The sequence below is a fragment of the Rhizobium sp. P1_B8 genome, assembly GCF_056406515.1.
Window position 1 is genome coordinate 93,342 of sequence record NZ_JBFTZZ010000014.1, and the last position, 17,659, is coordinate 111,000.

A 17,659-nucleotide genomic window follows, 5' to 3' on the forward strand; every position below is an offset into this window, starting at 1 on the left:
TCCATCCATTCAATCGATCACAGGTACGGCAGACCATGACAAAAAAAATCCTCCTTGTCGGCGAGAGCTGGGTCAGCTCCGCCACGCATTACAAAGGCTTCGACCAGTTCGGCAGCGTCACCTTCCATCTTGGCGCCGAACCGTTGGTGAAGGCGCTCGCCGGCAGCGCCTTCGAGCTCACCTATATGCCGGCGCACGAGGCGGTGGAGAAATTCCCCTTTGAGATGACCGGGCTCGACGCCTACGACGCCATCATTCTCTCCGATATCGGCGCCAATTCGCTGCTGCTGCCCCCGGATGTGTGGCTGCATTCGCGCACCGTGCCGAACCGGCTGAAGCTTCTGAAGGCGTGGGTGGAGAAGGGCGGCGGCCTGCTGATGGTCGGTGGCTACTTCTCCTTCCAGGGCATCGACGGCAAGGCCCGCTGGCGGCGCACCCCCGTCGAAGACACGCTGCCCGTCACGTGCCTGCCCTATGACGACCGCGTCGAAATTCCCGAGGGAACTGTTGCCGAAGTGGTGAAGCCGGAGCATCCGACAATGCAGGGCCTTGAAGGCGCCTGGCCGGTGCTTCTCGGCGTCAACGAGGTCGAAGTGCGAGACCGTGCCGATGTCGAGATCGTCGCGCGCCTGCCTGAGGATCAGGGCGGCCATCCGCTGCTCGTCGTCGGCACGCATGGCACTGGGCGGACGGCGGCCTGGACGTCGGATATCGGCCCGCACTGGCTGTCGCCCGCTTTCTGCGAATGGGAAGGTTATGGCCGGCTCTGGAAGAACATCCTCGGCTGGCTCACGGAAAAGCAGGCGTGATGTCAGCACGCGGCGGGAATTGGAAAGGGAATGACATGCAGGAAATTTCGGACAGGCCGTCCAACGCCATCAGGGACATCTTCGGCAGGGACAAGGTCCTGATCGGCATGATCCATTGCCCGGCCTTTCCGGGCGCGCCGCGCTACCGGGGTGCTGCGATGGATGCGATTTACGACGCGTGCATGCGCGACGCCGAAGCCTGCGTGGAAGGCGGCCTGCATGGGCTGATCATCGAAAATCATGGCGATGTACCGTTCTCGAAGCCCGAGGATATCGGCCCCGAGACGACTGGCTTCATGTCTGTTGTCACCGACCGGATCGCGCGCGCGGCCGGCATTCCGCTCGGCGTCAACGTGCTGGCCAACGCGCCGATCCCGGCCTTCGCCATCGCCACGGCCGGTGGCGCCAAATTCATCCGCGTCAATCAATGGGCCAATGCCTATGTCGCCAATGAAGGCTTCATGGAGGGCAGGGCGGCCGAAGCCATGCGCTACCGCTCGCTGCTCAGGGCCGAGCACATCAAGGTCTTCGCCGACAGCCACGTCAAGCATGGCAGCCACGCCATCGTCGCCGACCGCTCGATCCAGGAGCTGACGCGTGATCTCGCCTTCTTCGATGCCGATGGCGTCATCGCCACCGGCCAGCGGACCGGCAATTCGGCAACGATGGAGGAGATCGAGGAAATCGGCGCGGCGACACACCTGCCGCTGCTCGTCGGCTCCGGCGTCAACAAGGACAATATCGTCGATATTCTGAGCCGCACCAATGGCGTCATCGTCGCTTCCTCGCTGAAGCACGGCGGCGTCTGGTGGAACCCGGTCGACGTCGAGCGCGTGCGCACCTTCCGGGCGGCGGCCGAACCGGGACTGGAGGGCTGAGTATGGCGGCAGAGAGCCTTTCGGCCCGCATCCTGCGCGAGAACGACGCTGTCCTTGGCGCGATGCTGAACCACCGCTTCGTCGAAGATGTGAAAAACGACACGTTGAGCAAGGCGGCCTTCGAGCGTTATCTCGTCTATGAAGGCGCCTTCGTCGACAGCGCCATTTCGATCTTTGCCTATGCGGCGGCGACCGCCAGGACGATGACGCAGAAGCGCTGGCTGATCGCGGTTCTCGACGCGCTTGCCAACGAGCAGATCACCTATTTCGAGCGCACCTTCGCCAGCCGCCGCATCGATCCCTCGTCCTTCGATACCGGCATCGCCGAGGTCGAGGCCTTTCGCGCCGGTATGTTGGAGATCGCCCGCCAGGGCGGCTTCCTCGACACGGTTGCGGCGATGTTTGCGGCCGAGTGGATGTACTGGACCTGGTCGAAGGAAGCGGCTAACCGCCCGATCAGCGATCCCCTGTTGAAGGAATGGGTCGACCTGCATGTCGATCCGAATTTCGCCGCCCAGGCGCAATGGCTGAAGAATGAACTCGACATGGCAGGAGAAACGCTGGAAGAGGATGAAAAAGCGCGGCTCAGCGCGATCTTCGGCCGGGCGATGCAGCTCGAGATCGATTTTCACGATGCGCCTTACCTTTAGCTTCAGCCTTGCGAAAGCAGATGCATGCGCGCCTATATAGTCGGTAACGTCGCCATCGACGAAACCATCGCCGTTTCCGAACTTCCCGTCATCGGCGCCTCCATCCTCGGCAATGCCGGTGGCAGCGATCTCGGCGGCAAGGGCACGAACCAGGCGGTCGTCATGGCCCGCTGCGGCGTTCCGACAACGCTGGTAGCGCCTGTCGGCAGGGATGCGAGGGCCGATACCATTCGCCATTACCTCGCGGACGAACCGCTTCGGAGCGAACTGATCGAAATGGAAAATGCATCGAGCGATGTCTCGATCATCTTCCGACTGCCGGGCGGCGAAAATGCCATCGTCACGACGACGGAATCGGCGCAGAGCCTGTCCCTCTCCGATGTCAGGCGGATCCTCTCGACGGCCGGCACCGGCGATCTCATGATGCTGCAGGGCAATCTGTCCGACCAGACGACCCGCGAGATCCTGGAGCATGCAAGAGCGATCGGCATGGTCACCGCCTTCAATCCCTCGCCGGTGCGCTCCTATTTCTCTGATCTTTGGGGGTTGATCGACATCGCCTTCCTCAACAAGGGCGAGGCGCAGACCCTGACGGGAACGACGGGCAGGGAGACTGCCGAATATCTGCTCAGCCGGGGCCTGCGAGACGTCGTCCTGACGCTGGGCGGCGATGGCGCGACGCTCGTGAACCGGCACGACAGCATCGAAGTGCCCGCCCAGGTCTGCGATGTTGTGGATACAACGGGCGCAGGCGATACCTTCATGGCCGCAGCACTAGCATCCTGCGCGCTGCGCCGGCAGCGGCTGGACCGGCTAGCCATCGAACACGCAGTCGCGGCCGCGGCTATCACCGTCTCAAGACATGGAACCAGAAAGGCGTTTCCGACCATTTCCGAGCTTGAAGCGATCCTGACATAACCGGCTCGGTGTGACGGGCGTTTCATAAAACCATCATCAGCCTCTGCGAAGGGATGGGCTTCTCGCGATTCCCTCCGTTACATCCGGACTTTCCTCATGACATCACCCTCGATTTCCGCGCGTCTTTCCCCGACCGCCTCGTCCCGCCTCGTCGTGCTTGCAGAAACGGTATTGAAGGCGGGCGAAACCGCCCGTGGCTCGCTGCGGCGACGAACGTCGGCAGAAATGCTCGCCAAGGCGCCGCGCGATTATCAGACCGAAATCGATGTCGCCGTCGAGCGGATCATCGTCGACGAGATGACGAAGGCCTTCCCGGACTATGCCATCCAGGGCGAGGAGGCCGTCGGCAACCGCACGGCCGCGCCGGAAACGCCTGTTATCTACATCGACCCGATCGATGGCACGACCAATTACGCCTGGGGCATTCCGCATTTCGGCATGACCATCTCGATCGTCGAAAGCGGCAGGCTCGTCATGGGCGTCGTCTATGACGCGATGCAGGATGAGCTGTTCAGCGCCGAGATCGGCGGCGGCGCCTATCTCAACGGCGAACGCATCCGCTGCGCCGATGTGGATGACATCGAGAATGTGCTTGTCGGCGCCGGCCTGCCGATCCCCGGCCAGGTCAAGGCGGTTGCGGAAGAGACATATTTCGAAGCCGTCAGACGGCTGATGGCCAATACGGCGGGTGTGCGCCGGCTCGGCTCGGCGGCACTGTCGATCGCCTATGTCGCCTGCGGCCGGCTGGACGGATTCTTCGAGGACGGGCTCGCGATCCATGATTTCGGCGCCTCGGCGCTGCTGGTCGAAGAGGCGGGCGGCATCGTCACCCGGTTTTCTGGGGCCGAAGTCGACGGGCGGGGCGATATCCTTGCCGCCAGCAAGGCGCTGCATCCCTGGCTGCTGGAAGGCTTCGAGAGCAAGGCGTGAATCGGCGCATTCGGAGCGTCTAAACCCGCAGGAGCTCTTCGATCTCCACATCGCCCTTTGCCGGCATCGACTGATGGACGAGTTCGTTGTCGCGGAAGACGAAAAAGCCGGCGAAGCTCGGCTCGACCCTCATCCCGGCCCGGACGCGATCGTCGGGCGCCACCATCGCCTTCAGACGGCTGCCGTCGGCAAGATCGACATCGACCATCTTGTGGGTGCCGAAATCGACGGCGCGATGGACTGTCGCGGCATCCGCCCGATCCGAGGGACGGATCGTCAGCGCTTCCGGGCGGGCGGCCAGCGTCACCGGCCCGTCCTCGACGGGAACGGCAAGCGGAAAGAGCGGATGCTCGCAGACACCGTTTCTAACGCGGCTCTGGACAAAATTCATCGAGCCGATGAAACCGGCGACGAAGGCCGTCTGCGGCTGTCGGTAGATGGTGCTTGGTGGCGCGATCTGTTCGGTGCGTCCGTCGCGCATGACGACGATGCGGTCGGCCAGCGCTAAGGCCTCGTCCTGACCGTGCGTGACGAAGAGCGTGGTGATGCCGAGGCGCTGCTGGATATCGCGCACCTCCTCCCGCAGCCTCTCGCGCAGATGCTGGTCGAGGCTGGCGAAGGGCTCGTCGAGCAGAAGGATCTTCGGCTCGAGCACGAGCGAGCGGGCAAGGGCGACACGCTGCTGCTGGCCGCCCGACAGTTGCGTCGTCATCCGGCGGCCGTAATCGGCAAGACCGACAAGCGCCAGTGCAGCCTCGACACGCTCACGGATTTCCGCTTTCGGCAGCCGGCGGAGCTTCAGGCCAAAAGCGATATTGTTGAAGACGTCCATGTGCGTCCAGAGCGCATGGTTCTGGAACACCATGCCGGTCGGGCGCCGCTCGGGCGGCATCGTCGTCACATCCTTGGCGTCGATGCGGATGGTTCCGCCGCTCGGTCGCTCGAAGCCGCCGATCATTCTGAGAAGCGTCGACTTGCCGGAACCGGATGGGCCGAGCAGACAAACGAGCTCGCCGTCGCCGACTTCGAGCGAGAAGTCGCGAACAGCAAAAGTGGTCCCGAACAGCTTCGAAACGCCTTCGATCGCCAGATGTGCCATTCTCAAACCCTTCCCTGAACTGACACGCAAAGCTTCACGCGCCGAAGCCTCTCGCAAAGGCGCCGGTGCCGATCACGCGGCGTGCAAACATCAGCGCGATGAAGGACGGCACCCACAGCATGACGGAGAGCACGGCGCCGTATTGCACGACGATCTGGTTGTTGATGAAGCTGATCATCAGCACCGGCATGGTGCGAATCTCGGGCGCGCCGATCAGCCAGGCGCCTTCGGTCTCGTAGAAGGTGCCGACGAAGGTCAAGAGCAGCGCGGCTGATATCGTCGGCGCCGCCTGCGGCAGCGTGATCGACCAGAAGACGCGCAGCGGCGTTGCACCGGCATCGCGTGCTGCCTCTTCCATGCGCCGGTCGACATTCTGGAAGGCTGCGACGGGAATCCAGATCATCAGCATCAGCGTGCCGACGAGCTGGATCAGCACGACGCCCCAGAAGGTGCTGATCAGGCCGAGCTGCAGGAAGATGCCGGCAATGGCGACGAGCAGGCCGAATTTCGGAAAGGCATGCGATGCCAGAAACGACAGGAACAGGATGTTTCTGCCGGGAAAGCGCATGCGCGCGAAAGCATAAGCGGCGGGAAGGCAGATGACGGCGGAAAGAATGGTGACCGTCGTCGTCAGCCGTAGGCTGAGGAAGAGTGCGTCCCAGACATCCCCGCGCGCCAGCGTCTGGCCCCAGAAGCGCAGGCCGAACTGCTGCGGGATCACCGAGGGGTAACGCCAGATCTCGGTGAAGGCCCATGTGCCGACGACGATAAGCGGCAGCGCGATGAACAGCGTCAGCAGGCACGCGAAGAGCAGGCCGATCCAGTCGAAGCGCAGGCCGAAGCTCGATCCGCCGGCATTCATGGCTGGGCCTCGCGGTTGCGGGCGATCGACCTGATGTAGAGGATGCCGAAGATCAGGCAGAAGCCGAATGTGATGACGGCCTGGGTCATGGCGTTCAGCGGGTCGTTCATATCGGCGAAAGTGCGCTGCATGAACGGCCCCATCATCTCCGGTGATGCCGAGCCGAGCACATAGGGTAGGGTGAAGGCGGAGAAGATGCCAAGCACCGCAAAGGATGCAGTCACCAGCAGCGAGTTACCCATGCGCGGCAGGATGATCGAGACGAAGACCCGAAGCGGCCTTGCGCCGACATCGCGCGCGGCTTCGATCGCACTGTTCGAAATGGAGGAAAGCCCTGATGTCAGCATCAGCACCGTGAGCGGAAGATTGTCCCAGACGAGACCGATGACCGGTCCCCACGGTGTCAGATAGGGCGTGCGCAGCTTGGGTAGGCCGACGGAATTCAGCAACAGGTCGACGGTGCCGTTCGGGCCGATCGTCCTGATCAGCGCATAAGCGAGGATGATCGATGGGACGAACATTGGAAAGATCGCCATGCCCTGCACATAGGCGGCAAATCGCCCCTGCGAGAACCGAAGGTAAAGCGCGATCGGAAGGCCGATCGCCAGAAGCAGGATACCGCAGACGGCGGTGGTCCAGAGCGTCAGCCACAGATTGCCGAGGCTGTAGCCGTCGGTGAAGAAGAAGCGGTAGGAGGCAAGCGAGAATTCCGTCGCTCCGTTAGGGCCTCGAACAAAGATTGTGCCGACGACCGCCGAAAGGATCGGAAAGACGACCAGCCATGCAACCAGGAAGACCGGCAGAGCAACGAGGAGGAGCCCGATAGAGCTCCCCCTTCTCATGGACCGGTGACGTCGCAGAACCGCCGGCGCAGTGTCAGTGGACATCAGGTGCGGCTGATGCCCGGAGCGACGTTGCGGTACCAGCCGTCGGCGATCGCCTTTTCCCAATCGCCTCCCGGGAAGGTCGGAATGGTTGAGGGAATAACGTCGGCATATTTCTTGCGAAGATCGTCGGAGATGTGATCCCACGAGATGGCGGGGAAGCCGCCGATCTCGGTGATGATCGCTTCCTGCATTTCCTTCGTCAGCATGAATGCGGCAAGCTTCAGCGCCGCATCCTTGTTGGCGCCGTTGGAGAAGACGGTGATGCTGGAGAAACCGCCGCAGAGGGCGAGATCGGTAAGCTGCACGAGGCCGGTCGTATCAGGCAGCACACCCTGGGAGATCGCCTGCAGCACCTGGTCCGACCAGACCGGCACCATGGTGACGACGCCCTGGGCGAGCAACTGGATCGACTGGGTGTTGCCGGCCGTATAGGCGCCCTTGTCGTAAAGCGCCGGGGCGAGGTCGTTGAGGATCTTCCAGGCCGGTGTCAGCGTCTCAGTGGCGAAGTCGGCGGTGAAATTGTCGACCTTGAACTTCTTCGGATCGCGGCCATTGGCCTCATGGATGGCGCGGCGGACGAAGTTTCCGCCCGAACCGCCCTTGTCGGGACGGTTGTAGATGAACTGGCCCGGATTGGCCTTGATCCAGGCGGTGAGCTGATCCCAGCTCTTCGGCGCATCCTTCGGATCGAGCTTGGTCGTGTCATAGGCGAGAAGGACCTGCGAACCGCGATAGGGAAGGGAGTAGGGGGTATCGAAGGCAAGCGGGTTGATATGGTCGTAGCCCTCGATGTTCTCGGCGGAGAACTTCACCCAGAGGCCGGCATCGATGCCGCCGGATGGCAGACGCGGATCGAATTGCTCGAAGAGGTCGGCTTGCGGATCGGTCTTCGTCTTCAGCGCGGCAAGCGCACGGTCGGCGATGGCGCCCAAGCCGTTATTGTCGCCGGCATCGGTCACCTTCAGGGCAACGCCGGGATGCGCCTTTTCGAAGGCCGGGCGGATGACGTTGTTCCAGAGGTCGACGATATTGGCATCCGAACCGCTGTAGAGATCGATCGTGCCGGCTGCGGCCGATGCGAAACGCGGAAGAGCCAGCAGACCGGCTGTAGCTGACGATGTGATCAGAAATTCGCGTCTATTCATAACCCGTCTCCATCAGGTGTCGAGGCTCGGCCTCCGCAGGATTGTCCGAGGCCTTGCTAGCGCCGGCGCGTAACATCGACATGACAGATCGGGCGTATCTGAGGGAAATTGCACAGCTGTGCTCTTTGCACCGTGTGGAAATCGGCGACAGGAGATACTATCTGTTGCGGAAAAGGAGATATCCAATGACCGAAGAACGTGCAGTCCTCGCCGGCGGTTGCTTCTGGGGCATGCAGGACCTCATCCGCCGATACAAGGGCGTGATTTCGACCCGCGTCGGCTATACCGGCGGCGATGTGCCGAATGCCACCTACCGCAACCACGGAACCCATGCCGAGGCGATCGAGATCATCTTCGACCCCACAAGGATCAGCTTTCGGGAAATCCTCGAATTCTTCTTCCAGATCCACGACCCGAGCACGCGCAACCGCCAGGGTAATGATGTTGGCTTGAGCTACCGCTCGGCGATCTTCTACGTCACCCCTGAGCAGGAGCGTGTCGCCAAGGATACGATCGCCGATGTCGACGCATCAGGCCTGTGGCCCGGCAAGGTCGTCACCGAAGTCGTGCCGGTTAGCGATTTCTGGGAGGCAGAACCCGAGCACCAGGATTATCTGGAGCGGATTCCGAACGGCTATACCTGCCATTTCGTTCGGCCCGGCTGGAAACTGCCGGTCCGCCAGAAGATCGCTCGAAATTGATCAGATTCCCATCGCCGCGCGGCTGGTTTCTAGAAGCGCGGCGACGAGATTTGTCCTCGGCGAGGATCGCGTCACCACGATGCCGACGGTGCGAACGGCGGACGAGCGGGGCAGGGGCAGCTTGAGAATATCAAGGCCAGCCGGCCAGGGCGGCGCCCAATCCGGCACGATCGAGATTCCGAGACCGCGGTCTACCATCACCGCGATCGCCTCCAGCGCATCGAGCTCATAGCGCTCGACCGGATGGATGCCGATCTCGCGCAGATATTCATCGGCGATGTGACCACCCCACTGGTTGCGGTCGTAGCGAATGAAGGGCAGGGCCTTCAACAGTTCGAGCGGATCCGCCCCCTCACAGTCCCGCGGAGCGATCAGCACCAGGGGTTCCTGGCGCAGCTTGTTGAAGGTCAGTGTCTTCTGCATCGGAAATCGCGGTTCGATGATGAAGGCCGCATCCAGCGCGCCGTTCAAAACCTCGGCATAGAGGTCCATCGACGCGCCCGGCTTGAGGAAGATCTCGATCAGCGGATAGTCCTGGGCGAGACGGTGGAGAATGTCGGGAACGAGGCCGGTCAGCGCCGTATTGATCGCCCCGATCCGCATCTCGCCCGAAATCGTCGCGGAACCGGCCATCGCCTTCAGGTCGCGTGTATCGCGCACCAGATCCCTGCAACGGTCGAGAATGGCAAAACCCGCCTCCGTCGGCCGCATGACGCGGCCGGAACGCACCAGCAGCCGCACCCCGAGCTCGGCCTCCAATGCGCGGATGCGCTGGGCGACGGCCGCAGGCGTGAGGTTCAGCCGCTGGGCGGCCTCCGCCAGCGAGTGCCGCTCGGCAACGACAATGAAGGTTTCGAGAAAACGTGTGTCCATCGATAGTTTTTCTATCTCTTGAACGAAGCAGAAGCCATATTTTATTTACGATCCATTGCTCCGAAAGATGGCCCGACCATATGAGGAGATGAAATGGATTTCGGCCTGAAGGACAAGACGGCCCTGGTGCTTGGTGCCGGCGGCGGATTGGGCAGCGCGATTGCCGTCAAGCTTGCGCGCGAAGGCGCCAGAATTGCCGCGGCGGATATCGATCTCGCCGCCGCTGAGAAGACCACGGCGGCGATCGAATCCGAAGGCGGCAAGGCACTGGCTCTGCAATGGGACCTTTCCGATCTCGGTTCGATCGATGCGCATGTCGCTGCAATCGAACAGCAGTTCGGACCGGTCGATATCCTCGTCAACAATACCGGCGGCCCACCGCCGACCACCGTCTCCGGCCAGGATCCGATGCTTTGGAACCAGTATTTCCAGAGCATGGTGCTCTCCGTCATCGCCATTACCGATCGCGTGCTGCCTGAGATGCGAGCGCGCAAATGGGGTCGCATCGTCACCTCGACCTCGTCGGGCGTGGTCGCGCCGATCCCCAATCTCGGCATCTCGAATGCGTTGCGCCTGTCATTGGTCGGCTGGTCGAAAACGCTGGCGCGTGAGGTCGGGCGCGACGGCATTACCGTCAACATCGTCCTGCCGGGCCGGATCGCCACCGGCCGCATCACCTTCCTCGACGAGCAGAAGGCCAAACGCGAAAACCGCTCCGTCGATGACGTCGTCGCAGAAAGCACCGGCAGCATTCCGCTCGGCCGCTATGGCCGGCCGGAAGAATATGGCAATGTCGTCACCTTCCTGGCGAGCGAGCCTGCCTCCTATCTTACCGGATCGGTGATCCGCGTCGATGGCGGCATGATCCAGAGCATCTGACAGAAACCGAATTGGAACCGATACCCGATGGCCCTCAGCGCTGAAGCGATAGCAACCCTCAAGACCGTCTCGACGGCGACCCTGACGACCGTTCTTCTGAAGAAGGGCCTGCGCAACGTCTGGATCCGCGGCGCCGTTCCGCTGAAGCCCGACCAGCCGCGCATCGTCGGCCCGGCCTTCACCCTGCGCTTCGTTCCGGCTCGTGAAGATCTGGCGACGCCGGCATCCTGGGCCTCGCCGATCTCGACCCGCGCCGCGATCGAGGCGATGCCGGAGGGCTGTGTCGCCGTCGTCGATGCGATGGGCGTCACCGATGCCGGCATCTTCGGCGATATCCTCTGCGCCCGCATGCAGAAGCGAGGCGTTGCCGCACTCGTCACCGACGGCGTCGTGCGCGACCTTGCCGGTGTGCTCGATGCCAACCTGCCGGTCTGGTGCCGCGGCGTCGCAGCACCCCCATCGGTCGCCGGCCTCACCTTCGTCGCTTGGCAGCAACCGATCGGCTGCGGCGGCGTGGCTGTCTTCCCTGACGATATTATCGTCGTCGACCAGGACGGCGCTGTGCTGATTCCGGCCGATCTGCTGGAGGCGGTGCTTGATGAAGCGCTGGAACAGGAGCGCATGGAAGCCTGGATCATGACCAGGATCGATGAGGGAGTACCGCTGCCCGGCCTCTACCCGATGAACGCCGAAACAAAGGCGCTCTACGAGGCCTCGAAGAAATAGGCTCCAGGCCAGCCGGATTGAGGAGGGCCGCGGCTTCTCGGCCCTTTTTGCTTTCGCCCTATCTCAATAGCGAGGTACGTAATCCAGGCCGCCGTCGATCCGGGCCGGGCGCCCGTCCAGAAAAAGCTCACCGATGCGTGGCGCCGAGCGGGCGATGACCTTGCCACGGTGGATCACCGCCAGCCGGTTCGGCTTCAGCCGCAGCGCTTCCAGCGTGTCGCTGGCCTGAAGGATGACAAGGTCGGCGTTGCATCCCTTTTCCAGGCCGTAATCTGCAATCCCCATCGTCTTCGCCGAATTGACGGTCAGCGCGTCGAAGATCTTCTTCTTGTCGTCGATGCCGGCCATCTGAGCGACATGGATTGCCATATGGCCGACCTCCAGCATGTCGCCCGACCCCATCGAATACCAGGGGTCCATGACGCAGTCGTGCCCGAAGGAAACATTGAGCCCAGCATCCATCAGCTCCCGCACGCGAGTCATGCCGCGGCGTTTCGGATAGGTGTCGTGCCGGCCCTGCAGCATGATGTTGATCAGTGGATTGGGGATGACGTTGATCTCGGCCTCCGCCATCAGCGGAATGAGCTTGGAGACGTAATAATTGTCCATCGAATGCATCGAGGTCAGATGCGAGCCGGCGACGCGCCCCTGCAGGCCGAAGCGGATGGTTTCCGCAGCCAGCGTCTCGATATGGCGCGAGAGCGGATCGTCGGTTTCGTCGCAATGGATATCGACCGGCAGGCCCCGATCGGCGGCGATGCGGCAGAGCGCCTCGACCGACGCCGTACCTTCACCCATCGTCCGTTCGAAATGCGGAATGCCGCCGACGATATCGACGCCCATGTCGAGAGCGCGGTTGAGCGCGTCGATCGCGCCCGGCGAGCGGTAATAACCATCCTGGGGGAAGGCGACCAGCTGCAGATCGATATAGGGCGCGACCTTCTCGCGAACCTCGATCATCGCCTCGACGGTCACCAGTCTGGGATCACTGGTATCGACATGGCTGCGGATGAAGAGCAGGCCCTGCGTGACCGCCAGATCGCAATAACGCAGCGCGCGATCGACCAGTTCCTCCTTCGTCACGATCGGCCGCAATTCCCCCCAGAGCGCGATGCCCTCGAGCAGCGTGCCGGACACGTTCATACGCGGCAGGCCGAGCGACAGCGTAGCGTCCATATGGAAATGCGGATCGACGAAGGGCGGGGTGGCGAGCCGGCCGGTCGCGTCGATCTCTTCTCCTGCCTGCGCCTGGAGATTAGGCTCGACAGCGATGATCTTGCCGCCCTGGATACCGATATCGATCCCCTTTCGGCCATCGGGGAGATTTGCATTTCTGACGATCAGATCGAACATCGGAGCCTCATTGGACAGAAGTGATTCAGCGTTCGCCGCGCCGATAGGGCTGCATCAGCGCCTGCGGAACGCGGGCGCGGCGGGCCATGACGGCAAGGGCGGCAATGGAAAGGATATAGGGCGTCATCAGAAAGAGCTGATAGGGCACGAGCCCGCTGAGTGCGGTTTGCAGCCGAAGCTGAAAGGCGTCGAAGAAGGCAAAGAGCAGCGCGCCGAACAGCGCTCGGCCGGGCCGCCAGGAGGCGAAGACGACGAGCGCGATGCAGATCCAGCCGCGCCCCTGAACCATGGTCGGAAAGAAGCTGTTGAACGCCGACAAAGTCAGGAAAGCCCCGCCCATTCCCATCAGCGCGCTTCCGGCAATCACCGCGCCGTAACGCACCTTCATCGGATTGACGCCTTGAGCTTCCGCCGCATGCGGGTTCTCGCCGGTCATGCGGATCGCAAGGCCGACGGGCGTGCGGAAGATGATGTAGGCCATCAGCAGGGCGATTACGATCGCAAGATAGGTCGGCGCCGTCTGCGTGAAGAAGGCCGGCCCGATGAAAGGCAGCGTCGACAAGCCGGGAATAGCGATCGGCTGGAACGGCACGATGGTGGGCGGCGTATTGGCAAGCGGCACGATCAGCCGGAAGACATAATAGCTGAAGCTCGAGGCAAACAGCGTCACCCCGAGACCGGAGACATGCTGGGAGAGGCCGAGCGTCACCGTCAGCCCGGCATGCAGCAGGCCGAAGACCCCACCGGCCACGCCAGCAATCAGCAGGCCGGTCCAGAGATCGGCGCCGTGATAGACAGAAAGCCAACCGATCATCGCACCGAAGGTCATGATGCCTTCGATGCCGAGATTGAGCACACCCGCCCGTTCGCAGAGCAGTGCGCCGAGCGTGCCGAAAATCAGCGGCGTGGCGATCCGCAGGATTGCCGCCCAGAGCCCTGATGAAGCGATGATGTCGAACAGCTGCATCATCGCCGGATCCTGTATTGGGTGAAGAACAAGGCAATCAGCATCGTCAGCAGCGACAGCGCCACCGTGACATCGGCGATATATGTGGGTATGCCGAGGCCTCGGCTCATGCCATCCGCGCCCACGAACATGGTGGCGGTGAAAATGGCCGCGAAGACGACGCCGAGAGGATTGAGGTTGGCGAGCATCGCGACAACAATACCGGCATAGCCGAAACCCGGCGACAGATCGGTCGTCACATAACCCTTGACGCCCATGACCTCGATCGCTCCCGCCAACCCTGCAAGCCCGCCGGAGAGACAGGCGACCTTCACCAGCGTTCTGCCGAGCGGGACGCCGGCGAAGACCGCGCCGCCGGGATTGAGACCTGCGGCGCGCGACTGCATGCCGAACACGGTGCGCGACTGGATGAAATGGACGACGACCGCCAGGGCGATCGCGATCACAAAGCCGATATGCAGGCGCGAGCGGGCGATCAGCTTCGGCAGCATGGCGTGATCGCTGACGGATTGCGATTGCGGCCAGCCGAAGGCGAGCGGGTCCTTGAGGATGCCGTCGATCAGCATCGAGACGAAGAGCACAGCGATGAAGTTCAAGAGCAGGCTGGTGACGACTTCATCGACCGAGAAGCGCAACCTGAGCCAGAGGGGGATCAGGATCAACACCATGCCGGCAATGGCGCCGACCAGCAGCAGCAGCGGAATGAGGATGGGTGCGGGAAGATTGCCGAGCAGCTTCGAGCTCGCCGCGGCAACGGCGACAGCGCCGAGATAGAATTGCCCCTCGGCACCGATATTCCAGAGCCGCGCCCGGAAAGCGACGGCGGCGGCAAGCCCCGTCAGCATCAGCGGCGTTGCCCGCGTCAGCGTTTCGGTCGCCGACAGCCGCGAGCCGAAGGCACCGGTCAGGATTCGCCAATAGGCATCGATAACAGGCGCGCCGGCAATTGATATCAGGATGCCGGCCAGCGCCAGTGCCGCGATGACCGCGATCACAGGGGTGACGATCAGCAGGTAAAGCGGACGATGTTCGCGGCGCTCAAATCGCATGGCCGGCCTCTGGGCTTTCCTGCCATTCGCCGGCCATCATCAGCCCCAGCTTACGGGCGTCGGCGCTTTCGGCCTCGACGGGCGGAGACAGGCGGCCGCCGACGATTGCCTGTATGCGATCGGCAAGCGCGATCACCTCGTCGAGATCTTCCGAGATCAACAGCACGGCGGTACCTTGCCGGCGGGCTTCGAGCAGGCGCGCGTGGACAGCCGCCACGGCCCCTTCATCGAGACCGCGCGCCGGCTGCGCGGCAATCAGGATGCGCGGCCGCTGATGCAGGTTGCGGCCGAGAATGAGCTTTTGCATATTGCCGCCCGAGAGCAGCCGGGTGCGGATGGCCGGGCCGCCGCCTCGAACATCGAACCCGTCGATAATCTCCCTGGCAAAGGCCATGCCCGCCTTGCGGTTGACGAAACCACGGCGAGAAAAGGCCGGTGATGCGATGCGCTCAAGCACGGTGTTTTCCCAGATCGCCATTTCGCCGATCACGCCCTCCTCGTTGCGGTCCTCGGGAATGCGGCCGATGCCGGCGTCGACGACATCTGTAACACCAAGATTGCCGATGGCTTCGCCAAACAGCAGCAGGTCGCCAGCGCTGCGCGCCAGCATACCGGAGAGAAGATGCGCCAATGTCGCCTGGCCATTGCCCGAAACGCCGATGATGCCGAGGATCTCGCCCTGGTGCAGCCGGAAGCTGATCGACTTCAGCCGATCGATGCCGCCGGTGCGCACCGTCACATCGACCGCTTCGAGGGCAACGGCGCCGGGTGTCGACGGCTCGCGCACGGGCCGCGTCACACGGCGCCCGACCATCAGTTCGGCGAGTTCCGCCTTGCTGGTTTCCGACGCCTTGCGTTCGGCGACCATCTTGCCGCCGCGTAAGACCACGATGCGGTCGGCCGCTGCCATGACCTCGTCGAGCTTGTGCGAGATGAAGATCAGCGACAGGCCCTGGCGGGCCATTTCCTTCAGCGTTGTGAACAGCCGCTCGGCTTCGATGTTGGTCAGCACTGCTGTCGGCTCGTCGAGGATCAGGATACGGGCGTCGTTGTAAAGCGCTTTGAGGATCTCGACTCTCTGCTGCTCGCCGACCGATAGGTCGCCAAGGCGGGCATCCGGATCGACCTTGAGGCCGAAGCGCTCGGAAATTGCCAGTAGCTTTGTCCGCGCCGCTGGCGTCCCCGAGCGCCAGGACCAGAGTCTTTCCGTGCCGGTCATGACATTTTCGAGAACGCTCAGATTGGGCGCAAGCGAAAAATGCTGATGGACCATGCCGACGCCAGCACGGATCGCTGCGCGCGGCTTGCCCGGCGGCACCTCCGTGCCCTCGATCAGGATTCGGCCGGCATCCGGCATGTAATGACCGAAAAGGATGCTCATCAGCGTGGTCTTGCCCGCGCCGTTCTCGCCGAGCAGGGCGACGACCTCACCCCCGGCAAGCGTCATGGAAATATCGTCATTGGCGAGATTGGCGCCGAAGCGCTTGCTGACGCCGATAATCTCCAGCACCGGCCCAGTCATGACGTCAGTCCTGCAACGGGAAAACGGTGCTGCCACCGCCCCTCGGCCTCCAGGCGTGCGGCAAGCGACAGGAGCCTCGGCTCGTGACCCATCGGCGCCATGATCTGCACCGGCAGCGGCATGGCATGCTCATCCTGTCCGAAAGGCAAAGTCAAAGCAGGAAAACCCGAAATATTGGCGAGGCAGGCAAGCGGCGCAAATGCCGTCATCCGCTCGAGATGCAGATCCGTATCGGCATGATCGGACGGAAAGGAGCCGATCACAAGAGGCGCAGACGAAAGCATCGGCATGAGGATACAATCGATCCTGTCGAATAGCGCCCAGAGCTTATGGCTCACCAGGACGGCCTCGTTCAGCGTGTTCCAGAGCGATGTGACCGAAAGCGCCCGTCCGCGCGCCGCGAAAGCCTGCGTCAGAGGCTCGGCCCGGCTTTCATCAAGCGCCGCAGCCTTCATGAGCGCCGCAAGGTTGACGGAGACAATATCGGCGAAGGCGCGGCCGCTGGCGGCGACGCTCGATTCGAACTCGGCCCAGCTTAGCGGGACGATAATGTGCCCGTCACTCTCGAGGGCACGAGCCGCATCCTCGACGGCTGCGAGCCGATCACCCTCGGTCGGATAGGCCGCTCCGGTATCGATCAACAGGCCGATCCGTAGACGGCCATTAACGATATCGACAGGGGAGGGATCAGCAAAGGGGCCTCGTGAATTGCCGCTCAGTTCGTCGAAAATCAGCGCCGTATCTCGCACCGAACGGCAAACCGCGAGTTCGCTCGCAATGCCGGCGAGGTGATTGCCGAAAGATGGTCCGCCGGGGATGGCGCCGCGCGTCGGCTTCATTCCAACAAGGCCGCAGCAGGCAGCCGGCACACGGATCGAACCGCCGGCATCGGTGGCATGCGCAATCGCGACGATCCCGGCGGCAACCGCTGCCGCCGCACCGCCGGAGGAACCACCCGCGGTCCGGGCCGGATCAAGTGGATTGCGGCAGATCGGCCCGATTGCCGGTTCGCTGGCAAGCGAAAGGCCGAATTCCGGGCTGGTCGTCAGGCCGAACAGGCAGAAGCCGGCCTCGCGGAAACGGGCAGCCAGATCGGAGTCCGCTTCGCCGCCTTTTCTTTCGAAGAGACGGGAGCCGGCCGTGACCGGCAGCCCGGCGAAGGGGCCGCCAAGATCCTTCGCCAAGATCGGCACGCCGGCAAACGGCCTGTTGGAAAAGCGTTCGGGCTCGCTCCGATTTTCCCGGTCGCGGCCGTCGGCCCAGGCGAGACCCATGGCGGCATCGAGATAGGCGATGGCGCCGAGCGGCTCCTGCCGCTGAGCTGCGGCAAGAGAAGCCTGCATCGCCTCTGCAGCGCTCAGATTGCCATTTCTGATCGCTGCCGCCAGATCCGTCGCATCGTCCTTCATGA

The 17,659-nt window shown here is 63.0% G+C and carries 18 protein-coding genes; 8 read left to right on the forward strand and 10 right to left on the reverse strand.

The window, feature by feature from the left end; genetic code table 11:
* Nucleotides 1-35 precede the first annotated feature (35 nt).
* From AC1D2N_RS17560 to AC1D2N_RS17580, 5 genes are all read left to right on the forward strand, one after another.
* Nucleotides 36-809: a glutamine amidotransferase gene (locus AC1D2N_RS17560; RefSeq protein ID WP_018246971.1), complete on the forward strand. Its 774-nt coding sequence runs from the start codon at nucleotides 36-38 to the stop codon at nucleotides 807-809.
* A gap of 35 nt (nucleotides 810-844) precedes the next feature.
* Nucleotides 845-1,687, forward strand: a complete 843-nt coding sequence (locus tag AC1D2N_RS17565; protein ID WP_018448981.1) for a BtpA/SgcQ family protein — start codon at nucleotides 845-847, stop codon at nucleotides 1,685-1,687.
* Nucleotides 1,688-1,689: 2 nt separating this feature from the next.
* Complete coding sequence (locus AC1D2N_RS17570) at nucleotides 1,690-2,337, forward strand: TenA family protein (RefSeq protein WP_018246969.1); 648 nt, start codon at nucleotides 1,690-1,692, stop codon at nucleotides 2,335-2,337.
* Between the two features lie 24 nt (nucleotides 2,338-2,361).
* A complete protein-coding gene (locus AC1D2N_RS17575) occupies nucleotides 2,362-3,255 on the forward strand; it encodes a ribokinase (protein WP_130654179.1) in 894 nt (297 codons plus the stop codon).
* 96 nt (nucleotides 3,256-3,351) lie between these two features.
* Nucleotides 3,352-4,185, forward strand: a complete 834-nt coding sequence (locus tag AC1D2N_RS17580) for an inositol monophosphatase family protein (RefSeq protein ID WP_018246967.1) — start codon at nucleotides 3,352-3,354, stop codon at nucleotides 4,183-4,185.
* 19 nt (nucleotides 4,186-4,204) lie between these two features.
* Here AC1D2N_RS17580 and AC1D2N_RS17585 read toward each other — a convergent pair whose 3' ends face one another.
* From AC1D2N_RS17585 to AC1D2N_RS17600, 4 genes are read right to left on the reverse strand one after another with little or no spacing between them, the layout of a single operon-like run.
* A complete protein-coding gene (locus AC1D2N_RS17585) occupies nucleotides 4,205-5,284 on the reverse strand; it encodes an ABC transporter ATP-binding protein (protein ID WP_130654180.1) in 1,080 nt (359 codons plus the stop codon).
* A gap of 34 nt (nucleotides 5,285-5,318) precedes the next feature.
* Entirely contained in the window at nucleotides 5,319-6,146 is an 828-nt protein-coding gene (locus AC1D2N_RS17590; protein WP_047622145.1) for an ABC transporter permease, read from the reverse strand.
* Nucleotides 6,143-7,033 (reverse strand): ABC transporter permease, encoded by an 891-nt coding sequence (locus AC1D2N_RS17595; protein ID WP_130654181.1) that lies wholly within the window; start codon nucleotides 7,031-7,033, stop codon nucleotides 6,143-6,145. The genes AC1D2N_RS17590 and AC1D2N_RS17595 overlap by 4 nt, the downstream gene beginning before the upstream one ends.
* The gene (locus AC1D2N_RS17600; protein ID WP_130654182.1) at nucleotides 7,033-8,178 is read right to left on the reverse strand and encodes an extracellular solute-binding protein; all 1,146 of its coding nucleotides are present in this window, start codon (nucleotides 8,176-8,178) and stop codon (nucleotides 7,033-7,035) included. The genes AC1D2N_RS17595 and AC1D2N_RS17600 overlap by 1 nt, the downstream gene beginning before the upstream one ends.
* A 185-nt stretch (nucleotides 8,179-8,363) precedes the next feature.
* Here AC1D2N_RS17600 and msrA point away from each other — a divergent pair, with 185 nt between their 5' ends.
* Nucleotides 8,364-8,879, forward strand: a complete 516-nt coding sequence (msrA, locus tag AC1D2N_RS17605) for a peptide-methionine (S)-S-oxide reductase MsrA (protein WP_477981686.1) — start codon at nucleotides 8,364-8,366, stop codon at nucleotides 8,877-8,879.
* Here msrA and AC1D2N_RS17610 read toward each other — a convergent pair whose 3' ends face one another.
* Nucleotides 8,880-9,752, reverse strand: a complete 873-nt coding sequence (locus AC1D2N_RS17610) for a LysR family transcriptional regulator (RefSeq protein ID WP_130654183.1) — start codon at nucleotides 9,750-9,752, stop codon at nucleotides 8,880-8,882.
* A 93-nt stretch (nucleotides 9,753-9,845) separates the two neighbouring features.
* Between AC1D2N_RS17610 and AC1D2N_RS17615 the strand changes: the two genes are divergently transcribed.
* Nucleotides 9,846-10,631, forward strand: coding sequence for an SDR family oxidoreductase (locus AC1D2N_RS17615; protein WP_130654184.1), 786 nt, complete (start codon nucleotides 9,846-9,848; stop codon nucleotides 10,629-10,631).
* Nucleotides 10,632-10,658: 27 nt separating this feature from the next.
* Complete coding sequence (locus AC1D2N_RS17620; protein WP_130654185.1) at nucleotides 10,659-11,357, forward strand: ribonuclease activity regulator RraA; 699 nt, start codon at nucleotides 10,659-10,661, stop codon at nucleotides 11,355-11,357.
* A 63-nt stretch (nucleotides 11,358-11,420) separates the two neighbouring features.
* Here the strand turns inward: AC1D2N_RS17620 and AC1D2N_RS17625 are convergent, their stop codons facing one another.
* Genes AC1D2N_RS17625 through AC1D2N_RS17645 form a run of 5 tightly spaced genes read right to left on the reverse strand, consistent with a single transcriptional unit; the run spans nucleotide 11,421 to nucleotide 17,657 of the window.
* The gene (locus AC1D2N_RS17625; RefSeq protein ID WP_130654186.1) at nucleotides 11,421-12,710 is read right to left on the reverse strand and encodes an amidohydrolase family protein; all 1,290 of its coding nucleotides are present in this window, start codon (nucleotides 12,708-12,710) and stop codon (nucleotides 11,421-11,423) included.
* A 25-nt stretch (nucleotides 12,711-12,735) separates the two neighbouring features.
* Entirely contained in the window at nucleotides 12,736-13,680 is a 945-nt protein-coding gene (locus AC1D2N_RS17630) for an ABC transporter permease (protein WP_028732446.1), read from the reverse strand.
* The gene (locus AC1D2N_RS17635) at nucleotides 13,677-14,726 is read right to left on the reverse strand and encodes an ABC transporter permease (RefSeq protein WP_130654187.1); all 1,050 of its coding nucleotides are present in this window, start codon (nucleotides 14,724-14,726) and stop codon (nucleotides 13,677-13,679) included. Before AC1D2N_RS17635 ends, AC1D2N_RS17630 begins: the two co-directional genes overlap by 4 nt.
* Nucleotides 14,716-16,248: an ABC transporter ATP-binding protein gene (locus AC1D2N_RS17640; RefSeq protein ID WP_130654188.1), complete on the reverse strand. Its 1,533-nt coding sequence runs from the start codon at nucleotides 16,246-16,248 to the stop codon at nucleotides 14,716-14,718. The genes AC1D2N_RS17635 and AC1D2N_RS17640 overlap by 11 nt, the downstream gene beginning before the upstream one ends.
* Nucleotides 16,245-17,657 carry an amidase gene (locus AC1D2N_RS17645; RefSeq protein WP_130654189.1) on the reverse strand — a complete coding sequence of 471 codons (1,413 nt, stop codon included), beginning with the start codon at nucleotides 17,655-17,657 and terminating at the stop codon, nucleotides 16,245-16,247. The genes AC1D2N_RS17640 and AC1D2N_RS17645 overlap by 4 nt, the downstream gene beginning before the upstream one ends.
* Nucleotides 17,658-17,659: the final 2 nt, after the last annotated feature.